The sequence below is a fragment of the Aestuariibaculum sp. YM273 genome (assembly GCF_030908365.1).
GTDB lineage: Bacteria > Bacteroidota > Bacteroidia > Flavobacteriales > Flavobacteriaceae > Aestuariibaculum > Aestuariibaculum marinum.
Genome location: NZ_CP133090.1, coordinates 1,970,711 through 1,996,609, shown reverse-complemented (window position 1 = coordinate 1,996,609; position 25,899 = coordinate 1,970,711). Strand labels below are relative to the sequence as shown.

Here is a 25,899-nt window from a genome sequence, read left to right as displayed (position 1 = left end):
CATAAATTTGTTTTGTGTTAGTTAGACATTACTTTAATTAATACATACAAGAGGGAGAAAGTTACTACACGGCCAAATGTTTAAACTTAGCTCCCTTTTTTTTATTCTATAATTATGTTTTTCTCATGGAATTCGTATTTGTTTATGATTCCTAAATCTTTCAGGTTTTTAAGAATATTTTCAATTTTTTCATCTTTACCCAGCGTTCCCACAAACAGTTCATTTTCAATCGTTTTACTTTTAAACTCTACATTAAAATCGTACCAACGCGACAGTACCATCATAATCTCTTTTAAGGTTTTATTATTGAAACTAAAAATGCCTTCTTTCCATGAAATTTCATGAAAGACATCAACCTCTTTAAATGTTATGGTATTGGTGCTGCGATCTAATACAGATTGCTGGTTTGGAAGTAAAATATGGTCTTCATCCTGATATTTAACATTCACTTTACCTTCTACTAAAGTGGTGGTTATGCTTGATTCATTACTGTAAGCTTTCACATTAAATTCGGTTCCTAAAACTTCTATTTCATGATTATTATTAGTCACCATGAATTTCGAACCTTTATGTGCTGTACTCGGTGAGACATCAAAATAAGCTTCACCATACAAAAGTTCAACCATACGTTTTTCACCATCTACAAAAGCTACAGGGTATTTTAATTTTGATTCGGAGTTTAACCAAACCTGGGTTCCGTCAGAAAGCTTTACGAAAAATTGTCCGCCTCTTGGTATGGTTAAATAATTATACGCTATGGCTTTTGAAGCGGTCTCTTTATTAGTATAAACAAGTTCTTCTCCATTACTTTCTAAATTATCAAAGGCAAGTTGCTCACCTTTTTCTAATGTAATATTAGAACCATCTTCTCTAGTTAATACCGCTTTATTGGTTCCTACTTCAATACTCGTATTAACAACAGCGTCCTCTTGAACTATAAAGTCTGTCCCATTATTTATAAATGTATAGATTGCTAAAAATGCTAATATTGAAGCAGCAACCGCATATTTAACATAAACAGACTTAAAGATTGAAATAACTTTTGGAGTTTCTGGCACATCATCTTCTTTAATCGCTTCCAAGATATTAACCAGCATACGTTCCTTAATCACGTCTTCTGGTCCTAAAGCTTCCACCCACTCATTTTCCTTTTGGAAACTTTCGTAGTAATTAACCAAGAGCTTTAACTCATCGGCAGTCGTTTCCCCTTCAAGATAGCGTTCTATCAATCTGCGGAAAAACTTGTTATTCATTTCAGTGTTGTTCATTAAAATATTTTTTTATAGCTTGGTTTATCTCTTATGTGTAGAATAAAGCATGTATCCCCTAATGAAATTTAAAAAAAATTTAACTTTTTATTTACAAATACGACAAAACCTCAGTATTTAAAGGGATAACACTGAATTATTTTTCAAATAAAAAAAGAAAGTATAATTGATAAAAAAGAAATATCGACTAGTGTATAAAATATAGTATTTCTATACTTAACAAGTACCCTAGAGACGAACGAATAGTTCTTAAAGCCAGTGTGATATGATTCTCAACGGTTTTTGTTGAAATGCCTAATTTTTCGGCTATTTCTTTATGACTTAATTGCTGGTTACGACTTAAGATATATACCTCCTGGCAACGCGCAGGCAATGTTTTTACAATAGCATCAATTTGCATCACCAACTCCTCGTGCATCAATTTTGTTTCGGGCGTAGCGTACTGAAATCGATCGTTTAAGCCTTCAAACAATTCAACTCGCTGAATTTTATTTTTTCGGAATTCGCTAAACACCTTATATCTTACACAAGCATATAGATATGATTTTAGAGAAATTTTTATCTGAAGATTTTCTCTATAATTCCAGACATCAATAAAAACATCCTGAATAATTTCTTCACAAAGCTCCTTATTTTTTAAAAGATTATAAGAGCTAATGTATAATGGCTTCCAATAACTATCATAAAGCTCGGTTAAAGCCTTCTTATCCCCTTTTTTAAGACGATCTACTATATCTGAATCCTGTGAGAGCATAAATTAAAAATAGCAAAATAATAGTTAATTTCAAATGTAAACATTTGAAACAAAATCCACATTGTTTTTTTTAAAGTATTACCTATGTATTAAGAATCAAAGAGCCTGATAATTTTTCTTATCAGGCTCTTTTCTGTATTAGTCAAGTTTATTGTTTTACTCTTTTTCAGGATTTGAAACTTTAGATTCAAAGAGACTTACATCCAGTTTAAATTTCACTTCAGTGCCTCGTCTGGCAGAACTTCGCATTTGGTATACTCTAATTTTGTAAACTCCTGTTTGTGGTAATACCATTTTGCAAGTATCCCCTTGGGTTTGACCAATAAAATCGGCTACATTATCAGAACCCGGTGGTAACAAATTAAAGTAACTCGAGTTTATTTTTCTATTCAAAATAATATTAACCGAATCTCCCTTTTTTACGTTTAAGGCATAATCAATAATTTCTTCACCTTTAAACACATCCTCAATAACAAGGTTTGCCTTATCTGAGTCAAAATGTAATTCTTTAGTTATAATTTGAGCAAAAGACACTCCTTGTACTATTACTAAAAACATTAGTAATACAAAATATTTCATTTTAATCATGATTCTCTAAGGTTTTATGATACTATTTACTGATCATTAATTTAAAATCTTTTTCTCCATTTTCACCTGTAACCTTTAAAATATACATAGCTTCTTCCAATGAAGTTAAATCTAAATTAAAAGTGCTTCCCATATTGATAAGGTTAATTTTTTTAACCAGTCTACCCCTTAAGTCATATAGCTGTGCTGATTTTAAATTCTGACCTTTAGAATTCTTAATAGTTACTTTATCCTTAGCTGGATTAGGGTAAATTAAAACACCTTCTAAGTTAATATCTGAATCATTTATAGAAAGCGTCTCTTCTACAGTTAAATCAAAAGAGTAATTTTTCACCTCACCCACTGTATTTTGTGTTGTAAATGTGATGGTATGCACACCAACGCTTAAACCAGTTCCTGCTGCTATCGATTGTAATAATGTTAAATTTTCCAAACATCCATTTGTCGCAATTAGCTCCCCATTGGCTATATAATCTGGTAAAATAAATGTTGAACCGCTAGAAACATAAACTGTTGTTATTTGTGGCAATGTAATAACAGGTTCCAACTGCTTAATTTCTACAGTCGTAGAAACTGACTCACTACATATTCCATGAATTATAATTTCATGCGTACCTACAGGAAGATAATTTATTGTTGTATATCCATTATCTAAACCATTTTGAATTGTTCTTGATCCTGTTCCTCCATCGGGATAAGTAGATAATACTCCTATAAAATAAACCTCTCCTGTCCATTCTAAATTAACTCTACCAGTGCTATCGCCTGCTCCAAAACAAACATCAAATGGTTCTGCATCAACTAAAGTTAATTCATCTAGCTGTTTAATTTCTACATCTGTTGACACTGTTTCACCGCATACATCCAGTATTTCAATGTGGTAAGTTCCTGCCTCTAATGGCAATATCTTTAATTGTCCGCTCTCTAACCCTGTACCATATGTCCAGTTGCCACCTGGGAAAGATACAGAGATGTTTTCTGCGGCACCAGCCCATTCCAAATCAATATAACCCGAGTTAGTTGCTCCGCCAAAACAAATATCATTTGGATACGCTCCTGTAATAGCTAGCTCGTCTAACTGTTTAATTTCAACATCTGTAGATACCGTTTCTCCACAATCACCCAGTATTTCAATATGGTAAGTTCCTGCCTCTAATGGCAATATCTTTAGTTCCCCGCTCTCTAGCCCTGTATCATAAGACCAGTTGCCACCTGAGAAGGATACATAAATGTTTTCTGCGGCACCAGCCCATTCCAAATCTATGCTTCCGGAGTTCGATGCCTCTCCAAAACATATATCAATTGGATACGCTCCCGTTATAGCTAGCTCGTCTAACTGCTGAACTTCTACATCGGTAGATACCGTTTCTCCACAATCACCCAATATTTCAATATGATATGTTCCTGCCTCTAATGGCAATATCTTTAGTTCCCCGCTCTCTAGCCCTGTATCATAAGACCAGTTGCCACCTGAGAAGGATACATAAATGTTTTCTGCGGCACCAGCCCATTCCAAATCTATGCTTCCGGAGTTCGATGCCTCTCCAAAACATATATCAATTGGATACGCTCCCGTTATAGCTAGCTCGTCTAACTGCTGAACTTCTACATCGGTAGATACCGTTTCTCCACAATCACCCAATATTTCAATATGATATGTTCCTGCCTCTAATGGCAATATCTTTAGTTCCCCGCTCTCTAGCCCTGTATCATAAGACCAGTTGCCACCTGAGAAGGATACATAAATGTTTTCTGCGGCACCAGCCCATTCCAAATCTATGCTTCCGGAGTTCGATGCCTCTCCAAAACATATATCAATTGGATACGCTCCCGTTATAGCTAGCTCGTCTAACTGCTGAACTTCTACATCGGTAGATACCGTTTCTCCACAATCACCCAATATTTCAATATGATATGTTCCTGCCTCTAATGGCAATATCTTTAGTTCCCCGCTCTCTAGCCCTGTATCATAAGACCAGTTGCCACCTGAGAAGGATACATAAATGTTTTCTGCGGCACCAGCCCATTCCAAATCTATGCTTCCGGAGTTCGATGCCTCTCCAAAACATATATCAATTGGATACGCTCCCGTTATAGCTAGCTCGTCTAACTGCTGAACTTCTACATCGGTAGATACCGTTTCTCCACAATCACCCAATATTTCAATATGATATGTTCCTGCCTCTAATGGCAATATCTTTAGTTCCCCGCTCTCTAGCCCTGTATCATAAGACCAGTTGCCACCTGAGAAGGATACATAAATGTTTTCTGCGGCACCAGCCCATTCCAAATCTATGCTTCCGGAGTTCGATGCCTCTCCAAAACATATATCAATTGGATACGCTCCCGTTATAGCTAGCTCGTCTAACTGCTGAACTTCTACATCGGTAGATACCGTTTCTCCACAATCACCCAATATTTCAATATGATATGTTCCTGCCTCTAATGGCAATATCTTTAGTTCCCCGCTCTCTAGCCCTGTATCATAAGACCAGTTGCCACCTGAGAAGGATACATAAATGTTTTCTGCGGCACCAGCCCATTCCAAATCTATGCTTCCGGAATTAACTGCATCTCCAAAACAAATATCATTTGGATACGCTCCTGTAATAGCTAGTTCGTCTAACTGCAGAACTTCTACATCTGTCGATACCGTTTGGTCACATGGCCCAATAATTTCTATTGTATACATACCCGCTTCCAAATTTTGGATAGATAACTCTCCATTCTCTAAACCTGAAGTATAGGAGTTAGTTGTTGTTGATGAACTCACATTAACCTCTTTTGCATCACCTTGCCACACGACATGAATCATTCCTGAATTTGATGCATCTGCGAAACATATGTCGTTAGGCTCTGCACTAGTTATAGCTATATTCCCAACCTCAACCGTAACAGTTGCAGTACATGTATCCACCTGACCTGCAGAATCGGTAACGGTTAGTGTAACCTCTACAGGGGTCCCAACATCATTACAACTAAAAGTATTGGGGCTAACTGACAATGACACCTCTCCTTCAAAATCTGAGGATCCTCCATCTATATCTGCTCCAACAATAGTATGAGTTCCCGAAGCATCTAATTGCACAGTAATATCCTGGCAAACTGCCAGAGGAAATGCATCTATACTAAATACTTTAGCTTGACCCGTTTGTGTACTATTTAAAGGTGAACCGGCAACTAAATGAGAGCCATCTGCACTTAATACATTACTAAAACCAAATTTATCTCCAGCTGATTCTCCATCAATATCTCCTCCTATTTGCGTCCATACTCCTCCTATATTATCAAAAACACGCACATGACCAGAACCATCACCATTTCCACTATTATTAATAGCAGATATAGATATACGGTTTCCGCTGCCATTAATTGATACTGTGCTACCTGAAAGATCTCTAGCATTTTCCCCTCTAATATCACTACCTATTTGAGAAACAACCCCCAAAACATTATACACCCGAGTAACTCCTATCTCTGGAAAAAACCCCTCATTACTTAAATTTCCACCAACAACAATAATATCTCCTTGTTCATTAATATCAACTGAATGCCCTATACTATCATTATCATTCTTTCCTTCTATATCATTTCCATGCTGTACCCAACTTCCTCCACTGTAATCGAAAACCCTAACATGACCTCTCATAACACCTCCTCCTGCATTATTAGGAGCTCCAACTACTAACCGTTCACCTGAACCATTTAATGATAAAGAAAAACCAAAAATGTCCCCCGCACTTTCACCTATTAAATCTGCTCCTATTTGATTCCATGCTCCAGAAGACAATGAGTACACCTTAACTTTTCCTGAATTATTTCCATTATCATCCGTATACCAAGCACCAACAGCAATAAAGTTTCCTGCCGCATTTAAACTTATTGCCCCTCCATAAGCACCCCCATTTACATCTCCTTCCAAGTCATTTCCAACTTGTATCCAACTGCCTGCAACAAAAGCATAAACTCTAACTAAACCTCTAGACCCATTGGCACTTGGAGCTCCAATAGCCAGAATAGACCCATCGGCATTTAACGAAACTGTACTACCAATACGTTCGTTGTTTGCTTCTCCATCTAAAACTTGACCAACTTGTGTCCAAACACCACCTATATTATCAAAAACACGAACTTGTCCAGAATCATTTCCTCCTCCATCGCTATAAGGAGCTCCAACCACAATCCTACTACCACTTTCTGAAATTGATGCTGAATACCCCAATTCGTCTCCTTGAGTTAAACCATCTATATCGGCTCCCAATTGCTGTATTTGTGCATTTGCTAATGAAAAACAAAATAATAAATGAATTAAAATTGTTAATCGAGTGTAAAACTTTTTCATAATAATTACTTTTAGTTGAGGTTAATATTACCAGTATGTAAATTTAAGACAAAAAATCTGACATTTATATCAAAAATTTAATAGGTTACACCTATTAAGAGCTTTTTATTTAAAGCATCCCCTAGTTAATTGTTAAAAATTTTAACTTTTTTAAGTTAATCTCATAATTTTATAAAAACATATACTCATCTATCATTTATTAATACGATACTATTTTGTTTTATTTGTAATGTTACTTTGGTTATGCTTTAAATAAAAAATACACAGTTAAAAATATTCTTTCCTATTCTATTGCCAGATTTGATAATCTAATTGAAGCATATAAATTTGAACACACTTAAGATAATTATGTAGAAGTAAAGAGAAACATATACCTCCAACCGACTTGGTATAGTTAACAGAACATTTCTTTATCCCGATTTTTACCAAACCCGACCATCGAAAAGTATCTCATGATAGTTAAATGATTTTAGATAGCCCCGCTAAAACCAAAGTTTAAAAAACTTACAAATCAATTAATTATCAGTTTCTAAAAGAAAATCATCCATCCATTGAAGACATTTATCCATTTCTTGTCCTTAGCATATTCAGCAATTTTGTAATGTCAATAATGACAAACAACAAAAAAATTAAAAACATGGAAAATGTAACTAGTTTGGAATTTAATGTTCCTACAAAAAATGAGGTCTCTTCAGCCAATCAAGAGATTTTTGACAACTTAAACAAAGCTTTAGGTTTTGTTCCTAACCTGTATGCTACAATGGCCTACTCTGATAATGGTTTAGGCAGGTATTTGAATTTTCAGAATGCAAAAACTTCATTTTCAAATAAGGAAAAAGAAGCAATCAACCTAATTGTAAGCCAAATAAATGGATGTGTTTATTGTTTAAGTGCCCATACTGTTATTGGGAAAATGAATGGGTTTACTGATGCACAACTAATAGAAATCAGAAAAGGGAAAAGCGAACACCCTAAATTGAACGCCCTGGTAAAACTAGCTTCTGAAATTACCGAACGAAAAGGAAATACAAGCGAGGAAGCACTAGACGAATTCTTTACTCAGGGGTATACCAAAGAACATTTAGTGGATTTGATTCTTCAGGTAAGTGATAAAACTGCTATGAATTATTTGCACAACCTTACTAAAGTGCCAGTAGATTTCCCTTTAGCTGAAACTATTTAAAGTGTATAAAGGGAAGCATGGTATTACATGCTCCCTTTTTTAATTTCTAAAAATCAAAAACAATGAATTTTACAAATAACATACTTCAGTATTTAAAAAATATAGGTCTTCAAAATAATTCAACGGCTTCGGAAGAGGTTTGTCCAAACTGCTGGGGACGACAAGAATATGAAGGTCATTATTACAAGCCTTTGAAAGCTAAAAATTTCAATGATGAAATTCAAAAAAAGGATGGATCGAATCCTATGTTGAGCAGCATTTAAAAAATATCAGGTTAACACCTAAAAGCAATAAGCTTGCCTGCAATATCTGCTACGTTAGGGACAATTAATTAAAAAAAGATTCTTCTTAGAAATAAAAACAACATGATAGCAAAAGAAATAAAACACCCACTTCCACCCTTTACACCGGAAACAGCATTACAAAAAGTGCAAATGGCAGAAGATGCCTGGAATAGTAAAAACCCTAAAATTGTTTCGAAAGCCTACACAAAAGATTCAGAATGGCGCAATAGAACTCAGTTTATTAATGGTCGTGAAGAAATCGAAGCCTTTCTGCAACAAAAATGGGAAAACGAAAACCATTACAAATTAAAGAAAGAGCTCTGGGGATTCAGAGAAAATAGAATTGCGGTTCGTTTTGAATACGAATATCAAAACAATAAAGGGCAATGGTTTCGTGCTTACGGCAACGAATTATGGGAATTTAACAAAAACGGTCTATTGCAAAAACGCTTCGCCAGTATTAACGACATTGAAATTGAGGAAAACGAACGCGTTTTGTAAGGCTTTAAACTGAAATATTAAGAACATCATGAACAGGAGTTTATTGGGAAACATATTAATTGTTACGCTGCTCATTTTACTTGGGTCTGGTATTGTTATGTATTTTATGCCACATAGTAAAGAAATAGCCTCATTACATACCGTGTTTGGTTTACTCTTTCTGTTGGCGATGGGTCTCCATATCTTCAACAACAAAATACCACTCAAAAATTATATTACAGGTAAAAGAAAACCGAAATTGCAAAAGCTGCAGGCACCTTTAGTGTTTCTTAGCATTACTTTAATCGCAACAGGAGTTTACTTGAATCTACCTTTATTTAGAGAGGTGTATACTTTTGGAAACGAAATAAGAAACGTGCAATTAGGTAAAAAAGAAACCTTACTTGACTATGAAATTATAAAAATCATAAAGGACACAGGAACTCATCATATCGAACTCGAGTTAAAGAAAGGAAATGCTTTTCAGTATCCCTTATTTGCAGTATGGTTAGAAGATAGTTTGGGGAACTACATTGAAACCTTGTATGTTTCTAGAGTAATAGCTTCCAGCTCTTATGACTATGGAACCAAAGTAAATGGTGTTTGGGAAAAAGCCATAAAAAGACGCCCAGAAGCTTTACCCTACTGGTCACATAAACGAGGAATAAAAGCATCTGACGGATTATATGTTCCTTTAAACAATTCTAAAGATATCGACGCGGTTTCTGGTGCAACACCTACAGGTAATTTTATTTTACAATTAAAGAATGATCTCGAAAAGCTTGGTCATTATAAGGTACTGTTAGAAGTCAACCAATCATACGATTGGAATGCCTATTATAGTGAAGACAAGTTTCCTAATGACGCCATCTACTCTGGAACCGGAAAAGTAGGACAGCCCTCGCTCATTTATACTGTAGATATATTGCCTGAAGATTTAAATGAAAAAAACTATAAATTTATGCAACTTAAAGGGCATGGACACCATTCAGGCAAAGATGGTAAATTGTATACAGATATATCGAATATTACAACAGCCAAAGAAATTGTTGATCGGGCCATTCTGAGCATTTATTAATGCTTTTGAAAAACTAAAAAGAGTCTAATACTATGGAACAAAAGAACAGTTTTACACTAACAAATCCACAAACAGGAAATCTTGCTTTCAAGCTACATTTTTTTGACAAAGACAATCCTTTTGACCATGTCCAACGTTTAAATTATTATTCACTTATTTGGGTGAAAAATGGCCAAGGAACAGTGAAAGCAGATTTTTTAGAGCATGATTTCGGACCAGATAGCCTGTTCTCTTTTTCACTTTACCAACCATTTATGCTCAATGTTAACGGGAATATAAGTGGTTTGGCCATTCATTTTCATCCTGACTTTTTTTGCATCCATAAACACCAAAAAGAGGTTGCCTGTAATGGTGTACTGTTTAATAACATGTATGACCCGCCATTTATTCAATTAGATGACAACGCCAAAACTAATTTCGATCTGATTATTAATCAAATAAAAACAGAAATGCAGAATCCAGCATTGGCCCAATACGAATTATTAATTTCATACCTAAAAATATTCCTCATAACAGCTTCGCGTTTAAAAACAGAGCAACAAGATCAAAACGAACAAATTAATGATAAAACTGAGGAGCCCTTTATTTTACAGAATTTAAAGAACTACATCGAAACTCATTATAAAACAAAACATACTGCCAGTGATTATGCAGATATGCTTGCCATAACCCCCAAAGCATTGAGTAAACTCACTAAATCCCATTTCAATAAAACTCTAACCGAATTAATCTCTGAACGCATCATAATTGAAGCAAAAAGAGAATTGTATTTAACTAATAAAACAGTTAAAGAAATAGCTTACAATTTAGGCTATAACGACGAATATTATTTCAGTAGATTCTTCAAAAAAAATGTAGAAGTTTCTCCCCTATTCTTTAGGGAATCGATTGGTTTTGATAAATCGACCATGAATTAATTACGAACTTACAATACAAAAAACGAAGAAATGAACAAATCCTTTAGAAAATTAAAAAAGGTAATTTTATATACTTTTTCTATCTTTTTATTGCTTTCAATTACGGGTTACATTTACCTCTATGTTCTTCCAAAAGGACCTGAAATAACAGCTCCTCGTAAAATTAATGTCGGAATAGACACTTTCGTTATCCACGCGTATAAAGATAGTGAGCGAAAATCGATTAAGGTATGGACTTACAAACCCGAAAACTGGAACGATAAAGACAAAATAGTTTTCGTTATGCACGGCGGTGGCCGAAATGCAAATGACTATCTAAACGCTTGGATTGAATTAGCTAATAAGAATGACCTACTAATAATAGCGCCTGAATTCGAGAATACCTTTTCAAAATATACAACCAACGACTATCAAGAAGGAAATTTATTCACCTTTTTTGGAACTAAAAATCCGAAAAGCGAATGGGCTTATACCGTTATTGAAAACATATTTGACCACATTAAATCAGTAAATAATATTACAAACGAGCAATACGATATTTTTGGTCATTCCGCTGGTGGACAATTTGTGCATAGAATGGTAATGTTAATGCCCGAGTCGCGAATTGGAACAGCTATCGCCGCAAATTCTGGATTTTACAGTTTTCCAGATCAGAACCTTGAATTTCCCTATGGCATCAAAAATACAGCAACAGATTTACAAAAATCTTACAGTAAAAGATTGGTTATTCTGTTGGGCGAATTAGATAACAACCCAAACTTAGGGACTTTTAGAACAACGGATTTGGCAATGAAGCAAGGAGCACATAGATTGGAACGCGGAACTACTTTTTTCAATATGAATAAGGTCCTAGGAAATACAAATAACTGGAAATTTAACTGGACAATAGACACCATAAAGAATACAGGTCACAACTATAAAGAAATGTCTGAAAACGCAATTGAGTGGCTAACAAACTAATCCTAACACATAAAGCTTATTACTTCAGATTTCCCAATAAAACCAAGTTGTTAAAGCGAATTTTTGGAACCTTAAGTAAACCTCCAATTCGCACTTCCAAATTTTTATAAATTTCTCCGAAACGGAATCCTAAATTTTCAAAATAACACCTATTTGTATCACACAATTAAAAACACCCAATAATGGGTGCCACTGCTCTAAACATCCTTAAAACCTATTAAAATGGCGTTTTTTGACTACAATCGTCATCTACACCACACTACTTTTATTTTATGTGATAATTTTTTATCACAAATTTATCACATAAAATATCACAAGATTTTTAGTTGTAATTTTGATTGGTTTTCGATGTTTTACCCCAATTTGTTAGTCTCTTCTAATACAAATTCTCTTAATGCTTCGTCATCTAAAAGAAACTGTTCTAACAGCTTTAAATTAAACCTGTCCTTTTCTAAACTAGTTTCTAAAAACCGCAAACTTTGATATGAATATTCACTTTCTTCATACCTTACTTTCATAACATCTTGTAGTACTTTGTCAAACTCTCTAACAAGATAATCCGGAACATGAGTATGAACTTGTTTTAAGGTGGCGATATACCTATCTAGCTCTTCATTGGATTCTGTTTTTTCTCTTTTATAGCGTTTGCTATAAATCCAGACAACAAGCTGTATGAAGTCTTTGGAAAACAAAAAGTTTTCAACCTTATCTTTTAGCGTTTCATATCTGCAATAATCACCGCTATAAATATTCTCAAGTAATTCTCTTAAGTACTTTGAAACAGTTGTATTCCTTTTAGCTGCTTCCGCTTGTATGGTATCTTTTAATTCTTGCGACAGACGTAAATTTACTGATGGATCAGTATTTTTTACTGGGTATTTTTTGCTCATGGTATCTCTGGGTAGTTATGTGGGATTTTATTCCTTGAAATTGACATTAAATACGGTTTCTAACAGATAAGCATCAATATCTTGTTCACTAGGTAAATTTGCCTTTTTTGACTTTTTAACTTTAGTAGGTTTATCTTTTGATAAGTTCTCTTTCTTTAAAATATTGTTATAGGCTTTGTTATTGAAAACCGAATTGGGAAGTTCTGTTAATTCTTCTGGAGTTTCTTCTGTTTGTTTTCTATCTAAACAGAAAACAGCCTGAACTTTATCAATATGGCTACTAATCCAATCCAGTTGTAGTTTAAACAAGCTTAATTCTTCCTTTGTAACTTCGTTAATCGCTTCATTGGTATTGTTTAATAACCAATCATAAACATACTTGCAGGTAAGTATATGTTTTTGATATTCCCCTAGCAAATAATCAAATGTCTCTTTTGAAAGTTCGTCTCTTAGTTTCTGTAACTGATATACATTATTTTCAAGCTGGGTTGGTTTGCTTAAGAGCTCAACCGTTGGTGAGCATTTATTAGCATAGGTGGTATCACCATTAGCTTTTAAAACCCCTACAGCATTTATTACTCTATAGTCGTTAAATTCCTTTTCCTGTTCTGGGGTTAAATCCGGGAAAATATTATTGGGGATATAAAACAGGCTTGGTCGGTATATACCTTGTACCAACACTTCTAAATCATTGCCGTGGGTCATGTTTTAGTATTTAACAATTGTGAATAATCCTCTGGTAGTTCGGCATCAATATCTCGCAAATACTTTTCAAGAGCTCCCATAGTGGTATGTCCTGTAATTTGCATCAGTTTACTCTTAGCTGCAAATGGTGACGATTCTTTTACTAGTGCTCTGTAGACTTTCGTGATATAGGTATGTCTAAAGCTATATAAACCATAATCCTGATTAAAACCAAAATGATCTTTAACGACAGCTTTAAATCGTTTACTGAAATAATCACGTCTGGCCTCTAAGGAAGCTTCCCATTCGCCTCCCAGCGCTTTAGGTGTAAATAGATAACTATCCTTGTCTAATCCCTCTAGAACCTCTTCTAGTTCCTTAAGCAATTTTTCAGGTACAATTTTAGTTTTTAATGTCTTGGTTTTAACTTTTATCTTCAGAATATTTTCATCGAAATCAATATCACCAACCTTAAGTCTACAGACCTCTTTAGGTCTTAAAAAAACATAGGCTATAAACTTGATAAAAAGTAATAGTACTGGGTCCTTATCTTCTAAATGCTCAAAAATGTCATTTTCCTGTTTCTGAGTAAAGGTTTTATGTCGCTCTGGATTGGACTGTAATTTCGGAATATTTTTAACGAAGTTCTTATCGATGATTTCATTTCCTTCTAAAGTTTGGAATATAGTACTTAAACAGGTTCTGTAATTGTTTCTATTCCGTGGAGAAGTATTGAGCTGCACGTCATTTAGAAATGCTACGACCATCATTTTAGATACCTGATCAATTCCTTTAATATCTGCATGATGTTCGTTTACCCAAGTTTCAAAAAGTTTGCAACGGTTAGTGTAATCAACTAAAGTACGATCACTCACCAAATTCTTTTTAAGCTTTAAAGCATAGTCTAAGGCCTCTTTTAAACCCATTGAAGGTTCTTGTACTTCCTTAGGTTCTTCTTCCTTTAAAACCGCTTTATTTTCGGTTGGCTTTGCCGATTCTTTAACTTGTTTGACTTTTTCTGCTTTTTGCTGTTGGTCTTTGTAATGTTCCGTATTATCAACAAACGGATTATAGCCTTCCTTTAATAATTTTAATAAACGCTTTTTATAAAGTGCTAATAATGCATAACCTGCTTCCTTTGTTTTATGACGATTAACTTGACCATAGATGTTTTTCTGACGTTTCATCTTTCCTGTTTTAGGATCTAAATAGGAAAAATAAACATACCATCGCTTCGTTAAATCACCATCGGCATCGTAAATTTTTGGGATTGAAAATGGGGTTTTGTGTTCCAAATCGTGTTCTAAATCGTGTTCACTTTTAGAACCAAATGTAAGTAATTCTGTAATTAAATGCATAAAAAAACGGTTTAGAGTGAACTAAACCGTTGATTTTGAAAGAATTTAATCTTAGTAGCGGGAACAGGACTCGAACCTGTGACCTTCGGGTTATGAGTTTGATATTTTAACCCTTTTTTACGCTATTTCGCAATATTTTAGATAAAACCGTGTACGTAATTGTGTACTCTGATTTATAATTATTTTCTAAGTAAATATAAGCATTTATTTATAACTTAATACACTCATAACCAACACCTAAACAACATGAGACATCCTTCAACACCCAAAGAAATTTTATACAGTATTCTTTCTATTTTACCGCAAATTTCCAAAGAGTTTGGAAATAATGAAAAATATAGGCCTCTAATAAGCTTTTTGTTGGCAAAAGATTACTATAACGATTACGACATACCATATCCTACAATGAAAGAAATTGAAGAGGTTACTAAGCTCAAACCATACCAACTTCGAAAACAACTAACTGAAATTTACGCCAAACTATTTGCTTTTGACGAAGGCTTTGAATTTGAATTCTACAAAACGACCATGTTAGTTCATGTAGAATACTTTAAAAATTTCGGAGCGTTCAATTGCAAATCTTTGAAATATTTACCCAGAATTGGTGAAAACATATCGATACGATTTTTAAAAGCCAAGATAGGCATAGACTTCTTTTACGTACAAGATATAAAGCATTCCTTTGAAGAAAACCGACATATTATAGATCTTTATTTAAAAGGCGGGATTTTCAATTCATATTGGTACTACAGAAAGCATAAAGCAGAAGAATTAAATGAAATAAATTTTCGAGACATCCACAATCTGTACGATTTTCAAATAAAAGAAAAACTGGGTTTATAACTTTGAGCCATAAAATCTTACCTTATAGCTCATTGCTCTAAAAATATACAATTTGAATAGGACGGTAATCAAAAACCATCCAAACCGGATATAATGACATAGTCAAATTCTTGATATGAAGTGTTATTAAATAAGGACCTATTTGAAATTCAGCATGCTCAATTTTTCGCGCTGCGAGTGGTTAAGTATTTCCGTCTTTTTAATCCTTATACTATTTACATATTCCCTCATCTTTATGTCATGTCTCACAGAAAGTCTATTAAAACAAAGACTTGAAATTTAAAACATCTCGAATTGAAATAAACAAGGATTAACTTTATCTGTAATAACCTATAGATGATGTAAGTAATTATGTATATTTGAGTGTATCTAAAAAAGAAAATATCTATTTAAAGCAGAAATTAACTACATTGTTATATCTGTTTTAAAATATAAAGCTATATAATAACAAACTTGAATTAAGTTCAACATACTAAGATTATGAAAAAAATATTTTTATTAATATTTCTTGTCACAATTTTTAATTGTAAAAAAAATCCACCTGAACCAACGGAATTATATAATAAATTCAGAAATAGTGTTGTACTAATTCAAAACTCTTATTACTTCAAGACATCCCTTGATAACGGATTTGAATTCTTCTATACCATAGAAAATGATGAACCTGTTTTTTTTGAAGATGAGGAGGAAGCTAGACTTAATGCAGGAATAAGTTTTGGAACTGGTTTTTTTATTTCAAAAAATGGGGAACTTGCAACAAACAGACACGTAATTTATCCGAGTAAAAATAATGAATTGGTAGGAGAACAAATAAATGAATACTTAGAAAATTTAAGATATAAAGTCAAAAAAGCAATTAATGAAACCCAATCTGAACAGAGTAAATTAGTTGATCTTTGGAACGAATATTATGATTATTTAGATTATGATAAAAAAGCAAAAATAAAAGATGAATACTCTTCAAAAAAAAATGATGTATTAGAACTGGAGCAACTTTTAGAAAATCTAAACTTTAATCCCATAAACACAATAACGGAATTAAAACGTGTTTTTTTAGGTGTTGCTTTTGATGATACACATGTAACATCAATAAATGACTTTAAAGAATGTGTTGCTATAAAAAAATCAGATGATGAGAATGTAGATTTAGCAATAATTCAACTTAAAGATAAAATTACACCACAAAGAATTACAACTGTATTTTCTTTAGAAAAATTACATAGCAACGAGGAACTAAAACTCAATGACAATGTATATATGATTGGATTTAATCATGGATTTTCTCTTGCTAACACCGATAATGGCATTAAATCACAATTCACACATGGCACGATTACTCAAGACCCAGATATGAATAGAATTTTATATTCAATTCCTACTCTTCCAGGTTCAAGTGGAAGTCCAGTAATAGATAAATGGGGAAACCTTGTCGCTATTAATTTTGCTAAAACAAGTGATTTTCAAGGTTTCAGTTTTGGAGTTCCTGCCTTACAATTAACTTCTTTATATAAAAATCTTTTTATTAATGAAAATAAAGTTTCCAAAACGAATGAATTAAATCATTTTACCGAACAAAAATTAGAATCAAATATTAATCAAGCTAAACCTAGTGAATATTACGAAAATAAAATTAGAGGACTACTCAATGCAGAAGATCAAAGAGATTTTAATACTGTTATTTCGTTTTATGACTTAAATAATATAAAAAGATATTGGGATAATTCAAATCCATCATATGATGAATTAAGTCAAGCATATTACAAGGCTTGGAAAGCAACAGAACAATCTTCTAATAGCATAATATCAATCAATAAAGAATGGGAAAGAATTTATGATGTGAATCTTGATTATACGTTTTACCACAAAAGATCCGAAGAATGGAAAACAGTAAATAGTACAGTTAGATTTGTATTTGGTCAAAATGAAAAAATAATCGAAGTTTACGGGATTGACAGTAAAACCCTTGAACAATCTGAAGCATCATCAAATGACTCAACAACGGGATCGTTTTCTGATACTGGTGAATATTTATACGTTACCACTTTTGACAATCCAGTTTTCGAACTTTCCCTCTATGAAAAGCCTGACATAAATTCAATTGTAAGATATAAATGTCCCAAAAATGCTCAAGTAAAAGTGATTGAAAAACACAACGAAACTTTTTACAAAGTAATCGTAAATGGTTATTCTGGATTTGTTTCGAGAAAATGGTTAAAAAGACAATTCTAAGAAATTAGTAAAGCCTATATTTAAATGAAGCACTGAATAGCTAATATTTTTCATATTTCAATTTCACAAGACAATATAAAGTTTGAAATAACACCTAGCTGTTGAAAAAACTAAAGTAAACTAATGACTTCAGCGTACTGTGACAACCTGCATTTTTATTAACTTCATTTCTCCTGTGGTTCTTTCTGATTAAAGCATTCTAATTAAGAAATTATTAATTCAATTACCGAAAATTTTTCCAAGAAAATACTTTCAAATTTATTATATTGGTTTATCACTTCTAATAACCTAAATAAATTTTATAATAACCAATCCTTACGATACGGTTATCCGTAATGATAACAGCCTAAAACCACGTATATTCAGCAAATTGACAAGAAGTAAATTTAAAATTTTAAGCATAATATGAAAAAAGCTATCGGTATTGACCTTGGAACAAGCAATTCTGTGATTGCATTTAAAGATACTGTTCTAAAAATTATTCGAAACAAAGAAAACGAAGAACTAACACGTTCTTGTATCGGACTTAGAAAAGATGAAATTTTAATAGGAAGAACTGCATACCAATTACTAAAAACCGACCCATTAAACACTATCCTTTCCGTAAAAAGACTCATGGGCGGTGCTATCAAAGATAAAATGGTTCAGGATATGATCGACAGTTCATATTACAAATACGGAATTACATCTTTAAAAGGAGGTACTGATGACGCTGTTGCTGTTCTTCTTGGCGGAAAACAATATACACCTGAACAACTAAGTTCTGAAATATTAAAGAAACTTAAATCAGATGCAGAAGAAAAATTAGGAGATGAAGTTACCCATGCAGTAATAACCGTCCCAGCATATTTCACAGAAAAACAAAAAAATGCTACAAGAATTGCTGCCCAACTAGCAGGATTAAAAGTTCAAAAATTATTAGCCGAACCAACAGCTGCCGCAATCGCTTACGGAGTAGACAATTTGAAAGCGGGAGAAGCGAAGACAGTTCTGATTTATGATTTTGGCGGTGGAACTTTCGATCTTTCCATATTGAATATAGTAGACGGACAATATATGGAGGCAGGGACAGGTGGAGACCGTTGGCTAGGTGGAGATGATTTGGACAGAGCACTGCAAACCCATATACTTCAACGAATATCAAAAGATTATAATATATCAAACATTAATACACTAATTGAAAATTTAACCCAAAGAGAAAAGTTCAAATTTGAAGCTAAATTCAGAGAAGAAGTTGAAAACATCAAAATGCAACTCAGTTCTTCTAATACTGCTCAGCTAATAATGGACGGCTTTGAAGATGAAAATGGAGACTGGATAGATTTTGACCTTTCATTTACAAGAGAGGAGTTTGAAAAGTTGGCAAAACCTTTTATTGAAAGAAGTATTGAACTAATTGAAATCTTGTTAAAAGAGGTAGGTTACGATATTTCAATGATTGATAATATTTTATTGGTTGGAGGTACTTCATGTATTCCTTTGGTAAAACAAATGCTTTCTGAAAAATATGGGAACGAAAAGATCAAAATTTCAGAAAAGCCAATGCTAGCCATTTCCGAAGGCGCTGGTATTTTATCTCACAGATTAGGTGATGACTACGAACCTCCTATTGAAGGAGAAACTTCGATTGCTGAGATATCATACAGTACAAACCATAATTATTTTATTGAGTTAAAAGATGATTACGATAGAATCATTGAAAAACAAGTCCCTTTACCTTGCAATGTATTAAGAAACTACAAAACAACCGTTAATAATCAAAAAGTTGTTAAAGTTGGCATTTATGCTGACGTTGAGGGAGGGGAAAAAGAAAAACAAACTATGGGATTTTTTACCATTGAAGAAGATTTGCCGGTAGGTAGTGATATTGTTTTAGATTTCACTTTAGGAATTGATGAAGTTTTTGATGTAAAAGCATATCCAAAAATAAATAAAGGAAAAAGTAAAAATATTGTTTTAGCAAGAGGAAACAAGGATTCAAAAACACTTGACTTTTTATCCAGTTCTTTAGAGAAAATAATGGGCAGTTCCTTCACAGAAGCACAAAGAGAATATTTTTTCAAATCAGCAAAAAGGGAAATTGAACAAATCAATAATCTTGGCATTGATAATTATGATTCTGAACATTGGGATGAAATCGGTACTACAATTTTTACGTCATTTGAGCAAGCAGAAAGAGTTTCGGACGCTATTGATGAAGAAGAACTTGCAATCTTATTTGCAACAATTCTAATCAATGAATATCCAGATTTAATAGTAAGTGAAGATGTTGACACAATGAGGTCATTATTATCAAGAACAAAAAATGATCACGATCCATTACAGAGAATTCAAGCAATTCAAAAACTAAAAGAAATTACAGATGAATATCCAGTTCTAATTTCTTTATTTACGATAAAAATGTCATCCGATAATGCTGCAAAAGAAAATCCGAGCGATGGACATAGATTGTTACAAATGCATGATGAGATTGTATCCCATTTCAAAAACAGAAGAAAAGACCAAGCTTTTGATTTACTAGATGAAGCAATTGAATTAAGAGACAAGTATAGTAAAGGCAAATTGGATCTTGGCGGAAGTATTCATTTAGGAAAATAAAATTAATATGAATTACAATTGTCCTATTTGCAACAAAGCAGGCTTGCCAGATTACAAAACAAATTATGTAATTTGTCCGCAATGCAATTCTGACCTAAAGGTATTTTCACTATTAAATTCTATTTCAAAACGGAATAAATCAAAAATTGGAATTTATCTAATTATCAGTGCCTCCGTTATATCAATTGCATTTGCCGGATTATTACTAAAAGCTCATTATGACAAAAAAGAATTAATTACCAAGAACTTAAATTTGAATGATCGTATTTCAAAAATACAAATTACAAAAATAGATAAAAACAAAAAGGAAGAAGTAAAATCAATTCAAAACAAAAAAGAAGCAAGTATAAGATATATTGTAAAAAAAGGAGACTGCCCATATAAAATAGCTCAATTCTTTTACAATGACGGAAACAAATACAAACAAATTGAGTTAGACAACAATTTGAAACAGCCTTATATTTTAAAAGTCGGTCAAATTCTAACCATTAAAATTTTGCAAGAGTAATGGAAGTAATTATTGTTTTAATAATAATCGGAATTGTTGGGTATTTAATTTATCAGTCCATGCCTAGCACGAAATTTGAAAAGGCTCTAAATCTATACAATGACAAAAATTATATTGAGGCAATTAAAATCCTCGATGTTATTTTTGAAAAGCACGTTAATGCACCGGCTAAACTTGCAGAATGTCAATTGAACTTAGGTAAACAAACATCAAACAAGCTAGAAAGCAAAAGATATTTCTATAAAGTGGTTGAAATAAGAGAAAGAATAAATAATTCGTTATCTTTTATAAAGTTTGAAAGCATAGAGGCGAAAGCATTTTATGAAATTGCTAAAATTAAATATGAAGAAACCAACGGAGATATTGATAAGCTAACTAACAACATAAAATTTATTGACAATGTTATTAAAATAGGATCAGAAGATAATTTTAATTCATTAAAGAAAAATCATTTTCACGATTTAGCCAATTGTTATTTCAAAAAAGGGACTGAAAATGAAAAATCAGATAAAAACTCAGAAGCAATTCATAACTACAAAACAGCTACGGATTATGCTAAAAAATCGGGTAACAAATCTGCACAGAACAATTCTATTACAAGAATTGCCATTTGCCAACTCAAACGCAAAAACCAAATTAATTTAGATACTATTTTTGGAATTGAAAAGTCCGACAAAAATTTTCAACATGAATTATATTACAGATATACTATTAATCTAATAAAGAACAAAGAGTATCAGAAAGCCGAAAAAATCATTTCAGAACATCTCAATTTTCAATCTTCCAGTATTTCCATACTTAAGGAAATTCTCCTCACCGAGAAAAATAACAATGCTGTTAAAAGAATTGATGAAATCAACAATTCAATTGAAAAACTGCATAAAAACACATTCTCCACTGAAGAACTAAAAACACTGTATGAAAGTCTTGATTCTGTAATAAATGAGGTGAAAGTATTGAACCAACAACTTTCAGAAAAAATAGCAATAATAAAACCTACTTTATTCAATAGGTTACTTACTGTCTATATTTCAGAAGAACAATATGAAAATGCAATAAATATTATTCAGAAATACCCTAAGTTTTGGGAAATCCCAGAATTACTAAAGAATTTAGGTATCTGCTGTTATGGTTACGCTTCAAAAGGATTATTAACAGAATCAAATTACCGTAATGTTATTTCTAATTGGCTCACTTCTGTATTTTCAGATAAAGTAATTTTAAAATCATTAGACGATACGAGTTGGGATGATAATTATACATTCTCTCTTAAAGAAGCAATCGGTTCAAACTATTCACAACATGAAGAAATTCCTATTAATGTGAATTATGATGAAATTTCTGAAAATAACATATCAATAGGTGCCACCCAAAAAGAATTATTACAACAGTTTGAAACCATTATCCACAAAGAAATTGGAGATTCTAATTTATCCAAATTGATAAATGATTTTTATGACAAAGAAAAAGAAGCGCTGGAAAGAATTATACATGAAATTGAAAATGACATTTTCTTTGCTACCCCTTATTTTGCCAAAACTAACAGACTAAACAATGAAATCATAGAAGAATTAGACAACGACTATCTCAAATACGATAATGAAGATGCGCTAGAAGCGGGTATTCCATACATTGAAAACTCGCGCTCCTCCATTGTTTATCAATATTTTTGGGCAAACGATTTAATTAATAAAGTAAAATCAGCTATTAAGAATGAAAATTCAACCTCGATTAAGAAATTAAACACAAAAGAAAACAAACGTTGGATAGAAAAATTCGAATATGTGAGTAGTTCAGCGGAAGATAAACTTTTCAATTCTATATCAAACAAAATATCAGATAATGACGAAAACGAAAACCTAATTCCTGTAATGGAAGAATGTATTGCGTTTTTAAGCCAAAATTCAAAACTAAAACATCAATTTTCTAATTATGTTACTAACTATTGTATTTCTAAAGTTAACGATGAAAAACTAGACAACTTCAAAGCTCTGTCTTTGATGAAGAAAGCTTATTTGCGTTCTCCTAACAATCCAAGAATCTGTAAGAATTTCATAGCCATAATAAAGTTTAACCTAATGGATATCCTTAACGATAAAACCAGAAAAACTTCTGAAATTTACTCTATTCTTGATTGGGTTAAAAATAATATTTCAAAAACATACAAGCTAAATAGCAACGAATTAACCAAAACCTATAAAGACATTTTGCAACAATTGAAGCAAGCTGGAGCTGATATATCATTATTTGATGATAATAATCCCTTTGCTTCAATATTATCAGGACATTCTCTAAATTCACAAGGCTTAAAAATGAAAAAAGTATTGAAATATTTAAAAGAATTGGGAAATGAACAAGAATCAGAAGATCCATTAGATAAATTAAAAAGAATACGTAAGCAATTGAATTTAGGAGATGATTTACCCTTTTAATAAATTTAAAAATGAAAAACCCATATACAATATTAGAAATAAATCAAGATGCTGATAAAGCAGAAATCATTAAAGCTCAAATGCTTGCAATGAAGAAAAAAGAATTTCCTTTACAGGAAATTGCTGTTGCTGCAAAACAACTACTTAACCCCGCAAAAAGATTAGCAGCCGATTTCATGTTTCCTTCAAAAATAAGGACGAAACGGATACAAACCATTAAAAGCACATTGTCATTTAAAGAAATACGCATAGATTCTTTAGATGAAAATGCATTTGACTCATTAAAATAATGAAACTGTATGAAAGAATCTATAACAGAACTGCAAGAGCTTTTAATTGAAAATCTAAAAAAAACAAATTTATTAAAAAATGATGTTGAACAAAAAGAGAATGAAAAAAACGATTTACTCAAAGATATTTCTTTAAATATTATTGATATTATTGATTCATGCGAGAATATTGATGAATGGGTAAATAATAATCAATACAATGAAATTGATGAGGCGAAAAAAACTAACAGTAGATACAAAACCATACAAAAAAAACTATTAACCTTACTACAAAAACAAGGTATTACAAAAATTGAATTTCCAGATAACCGGTTAATTGTTGGGTTTTGTGAAGTATTAGAAACCGAAGTAGATAGGAATAGGAAAAATGATGAGATTGTATCAGTTATAAGAAATGGGTATATAAGAGGTAAAGAACTTATTCGACCAGCACAGATAATAGTAATAAAAAACTAATGAGCAAAGCTATTAAACTAAGTTTAGCAATATTATTCTTTCTCTGCTTAGCAGATATGCCATACGGCTATTATCAGCTAGTAAGGTTACTCGGTTTACTAGGTTTTGTCTTTCTTGCTTTCCAGGCATACCGACAAGAGAAACTATTGCAATTAATTATCTATGGAGCTTTATCAATACTATTCCAACCGTTTTACAAAATTGCACTAGGCAGAGACCTTTGGAATATTGTAGATGTATTGGTTGCTTCAGGTTTATTGATTTCCTTTTTGTTTAAAAACAAATTATTAAATGAAAAATAAAATACTCATAGGAATTGCTGTCTCATTAGTATTTCTCCTAATATCTGTTAGATACATTTTCAAAAATCAATTTTCAGAATTTGAAAAATCAGTAAAAAAATATGAAAAAGAACAGATAACAAATTTTATTCAAGAAAAAGATAAAAGAATTGCTTCACTTTCAATCGAGGGTTTATCAGAGGTTTTTAGTAAGTATTTTGAAGAATCTAAATTCATAACTGAAAAAGACACAACATTTTCATTCTTGTATTTAAATGGAATTGTGAAATATAAAACGGCTTCTTTAGAATATCTTGACTGTTTGCATAAAAAATGTATAATAGAAAAACAAAATGAAAAAGAACAAATTGAAATAAACAATAAAGTAACAGAACTTGAAAAGAAATTTGGAAATACTTTTTCTACGTGGTACCCCAAATTAAAAGATGAAAAATTATTGTTGAAAACACATAGAATTGAAAATTGTTCAGATTTCATTTCTGATTTTCATGAAATTACTTTCGATGAAAATACTTGGATAGAATTTGAAAAATTTATGGCTGCTTACGATTCTGAAATTAAGGAAGCACAAACCCTTAGCAAACAAGCAGAGAATCAATTCTTTTATAATGTTTTGGATACAAAAAATAACCTTCGAAGTAGTGCTGAAAATTATTTCGATGAAAAACTCTCAAGTAACAAATCTAATATTCTTAACACTACAACAGACAGTAAATCATTTTATTCACCAATACTAGGAACTATTATCTATGATATTACGAAAACAACTTTTAATAAACATGCTTTTCAAAATATTGCTGATAAAGCTTTTGAAGAACAATGGAAATATAATTCACTAAGTACTGGATCTAAACCTTACTCTTTCTGTTATGGTTCAAACAATTATTGTAATTCTTATAATTGCTCACAAATAATAGTAACAACAGGCGGAAGTGGAGATGTTTTGGTTTCTATTAAAAACCAAAATGGCCAAGTAATAAGACACGCATATATCAAAGGTGGTTACTCCTACACCTTTAATGTCCCTGACGGCAGTTATCAGGTTTTCTTTTATTCTGGAACGGGTTGGAACCCAAACAAACAAATACCTTCTTCTTCTTGTAATTCATTAAGAGGAGGTTTTGTATCAAATGAAAGTATTACTAAGGACAATTACATTAGCCTTTACAACCAAATAATAACTTATGAACTAATATTGCAAGAACAAGGAAATTTTAGCACTAAACCAAGCTCAAAAAGTGAAGCATTCTAAAATTCAATTTCTATGGTTTAAATGGATAGGATGGTAATCGAAAACCAACCAGAGCTGAAATAATAATATAGTCCAATTCTTGACAAGGAGTATTGTAAATAAGAGCCTATTTGAAATTCAGCTATGTTCAATATTTTCTACTGCAAGTGGTTCTGTATTTCCGTTTTTTGGAGTTAATATAATTCTCTTTTACCATCCCAAAA

At 32.3% G+C, this 25,899-nt stretch carries 22 protein-coding genes; 15 read left to right on the top strand and 7 right to left on the bottom strand.

Annotated features, from left to right (window positions below):
* Positions 1 to 101 precede the first annotated feature (101 nt).
* The 4 genes from RBH94_RS08535 to RBH94_RS08520 form a co-directional block, all read right to left on the bottom strand.
* Positions 102 to 1,268 (bottom strand): FecR family protein, encoded by a 1,167-nt coding sequence (locus tag RBH94_RS08535; protein WP_307880526.1) that lies wholly within the window; start codon positions 1,266 to 1,268, stop codon positions 102 to 104.
* 187 nt (positions 1,269 to 1,455) lie between these two features.
* Positions 1,456 to 2,022 (bottom strand): RNA polymerase sigma factor, encoded by a 567-nt coding sequence (locus tag RBH94_RS08530; RefSeq protein WP_307880525.1) that lies wholly within the window; start codon positions 2,020 to 2,022, stop codon positions 1,456 to 1,458.
* Positions 2,023 to 2,178: 156 nt separating this feature from the next.
* Positions 2,179 to 2,610, bottom strand: coding sequence for a hypothetical protein (locus tag RBH94_RS08525; protein WP_307880524.1), 432 nt, complete (start codon positions 2,608 to 2,610; stop codon positions 2,179 to 2,181).
* Between the two features lie 22 nt (positions 2,611 to 2,632).
* Positions 2,633 to 6,952 carry a T9SS type A sorting domain-containing protein gene (locus RBH94_RS08520; RefSeq protein WP_307880523.1) on the bottom strand — a complete coding sequence of 1,440 codons (4,320 nt, stop codon included), beginning with the start codon at positions 6,950 to 6,952 and terminating at the stop codon, positions 2,633 to 2,635.
* Positions 6,953 to 7,589: 637 nt separating this feature from the next.
* Here RBH94_RS08520 and RBH94_RS08515 point away from each other — a divergent pair.
* The 6 genes from RBH94_RS08515 (at position 7,590) to RBH94_RS08490 (ending at position 11,854) form a co-directional block, all read left to right on the top strand.
* A complete protein-coding gene (locus tag RBH94_RS08515; protein WP_307880522.1) occupies positions 7,590 to 8,135 on the top strand; it encodes a carboxymuconolactone decarboxylase family protein in 546 nt (181 codons plus the stop codon).
* 62 nt (positions 8,136 to 8,197) lie between these two features.
* Positions 8,198 to 8,398, top strand: coding sequence for a hypothetical protein (locus RBH94_RS08510; protein WP_307880521.1), 201 nt, complete (start codon positions 8,198 to 8,200; stop codon positions 8,396 to 8,398).
* A 102-nt stretch (positions 8,399 to 8,500) separates the two neighbouring features.
* Positions 8,501 to 8,920, top strand: a complete 420-nt coding sequence (locus RBH94_RS08505) for a nuclear transport factor 2 family protein (RefSeq protein ID WP_307880520.1) — start codon at positions 8,501 to 8,503, stop codon at positions 8,918 to 8,920.
* Positions 8,921 to 8,948: 28 nt separating this feature from the next.
* Positions 8,949 to 9,977 (top strand): DUF4405 domain-containing protein, encoded by a 1,029-nt coding sequence (locus tag RBH94_RS08500; protein ID WP_307880519.1) that lies wholly within the window; start codon positions 8,949 to 8,951, stop codon positions 9,975 to 9,977.
* A 32-nt stretch (positions 9,978 to 10,009) separates the two neighbouring features.
* Positions 10,010 to 10,894, top strand: coding sequence for an AraC family transcriptional regulator (locus RBH94_RS08495; RefSeq protein WP_307880518.1), 885 nt, complete (start codon positions 10,010 to 10,012; stop codon positions 10,892 to 10,894).
* A 30-nt stretch (positions 10,895 to 10,924) separates the two neighbouring features.
* Positions 10,925 to 11,854 (top strand): hypothetical protein, encoded by a 930-nt coding sequence (locus tag RBH94_RS08490; protein ID WP_307880517.1) that lies wholly within the window; start codon positions 10,925 to 10,927, stop codon positions 11,852 to 11,854.
* A gap of 353 nt (positions 11,855 to 12,207) precedes the next feature.
* On the opposite strand, the gene RBH94_RS08485 is transcribed toward RBH94_RS08490, so the two are convergent.
* Genes RBH94_RS08485 through RBH94_RS08475 form a run of 3 tightly spaced genes read right to left on the bottom strand, consistent with a single transcriptional unit; the run spans position 12,208 to position 14,786 of the window.
* A complete protein-coding gene (locus RBH94_RS08485; RefSeq protein ID WP_307880516.1) occupies positions 12,208 to 12,744 on the bottom strand; it encodes a hypothetical protein in 537 nt (178 codons plus the stop codon).
* Positions 12,745 to 12,771: 27 nt separating this feature from the next.
* Complete coding sequence (locus tag RBH94_RS08480) at positions 12,772 to 13,449, bottom strand: hypothetical protein (protein ID WP_307880515.1); 678 nt, start codon at positions 13,447 to 13,449, stop codon at positions 12,772 to 12,774.
* Positions 13,446 to 14,786 (bottom strand): tyrosine-type recombinase/integrase, encoded by a 1,341-nt coding sequence (locus tag RBH94_RS08475; RefSeq protein WP_307880514.1) that lies wholly within the window; start codon positions 14,784 to 14,786, stop codon positions 13,446 to 13,448. Before RBH94_RS08475 ends, RBH94_RS08480 begins: the two co-directional genes overlap by 4 nt.
* A 246-nt stretch (positions 14,787 to 15,032) precedes the next feature.
* Between RBH94_RS08475 and RBH94_RS08470 the strand changes: the two genes are divergently transcribed.
* The 9 genes from RBH94_RS08470 to RBH94_RS08430 all read left to right on the top strand — a co-directional run bounded on the left by RBH94_RS08470 (position 15,033) and on the right by RBH94_RS08430 (position 25,696).
* A complete protein-coding gene (locus RBH94_RS08470; RefSeq protein ID WP_307880513.1) occupies positions 15,033 to 15,629 on the top strand; it encodes a hypothetical protein in 597 nt (198 codons plus the stop codon).
* Between the two features lie 480 nt (positions 15,630 to 16,109).
* On the top strand, positions 16,110 to 17,858 hold the full coding sequence (locus RBH94_RS08465) for a trypsin-like peptidase domain-containing protein (protein WP_307880512.1): 1,749 nt from the start codon (positions 16,110 to 16,112) through the stop codon (positions 17,856 to 17,858).
* A gap of 405 nt (positions 17,859 to 18,263) precedes the next feature.
* Positions 18,264 to 20,456: an Hsp70 family protein gene (locus RBH94_RS08460; RefSeq protein ID WP_307880511.1), complete on the top strand. Its 2,193-nt coding sequence runs from the start codon at positions 18,264 to 18,266 to the stop codon at positions 20,454 to 20,456.
* Between the two features lie 7 nt (positions 20,457 to 20,463).
* Positions 20,464 to 20,964: a LysM peptidoglycan-binding domain-containing protein gene (locus RBH94_RS08455; protein ID WP_307880510.1), complete on the top strand. Its 501-nt coding sequence runs from the start codon at positions 20,464 to 20,466 to the stop codon at positions 20,962 to 20,964.
* The gene (locus RBH94_RS08450) at positions 20,964 to 23,396 is read left to right on the top strand and encodes a hypothetical protein (RefSeq protein ID WP_307880509.1); all 2,433 of its coding nucleotides are present in this window, start codon (positions 20,964 to 20,966) and stop codon (positions 23,394 to 23,396) included. The genes RBH94_RS08455 and RBH94_RS08450 overlap by 1 nt, the downstream gene beginning before the upstream one ends.
* Before the next feature lie 11 nt (positions 23,397 to 23,407).
* Positions 23,408 to 23,686, top strand: a complete 279-nt coding sequence (locus tag RBH94_RS08445; protein WP_307880508.1) for a hypothetical protein — start codon at positions 23,408 to 23,410, stop codon at positions 23,684 to 23,686.
* Positions 23,687 to 23,695: 9 nt separating this feature from the next.
* A complete protein-coding gene (gene grpE, locus RBH94_RS08440) occupies positions 23,696 to 24,142 on the top strand; it encodes a nucleotide exchange factor GrpE (protein ID WP_307880507.1) in 447 nt (148 codons plus the stop codon).
* A complete protein-coding gene (locus RBH94_RS08435) occupies positions 24,142 to 24,444 on the top strand; it encodes a DUF6804 family protein (protein ID WP_307880506.1) in 303 nt (100 codons plus the stop codon). Before grpE ends, RBH94_RS08435 begins: the two co-directional genes overlap by 1 nt.
* Positions 24,434 to 25,696, top strand: coding sequence for a hypothetical protein (locus RBH94_RS08430; protein ID WP_307880505.1), 1,263 nt, complete (start codon positions 24,434 to 24,436; stop codon positions 25,694 to 25,696). The genes RBH94_RS08435 and RBH94_RS08430 overlap by 11 nt, the downstream gene beginning before the upstream one ends.
* The last annotated feature ends 203 nt before the right edge of the window (positions 25,697 to 25,899 follow it).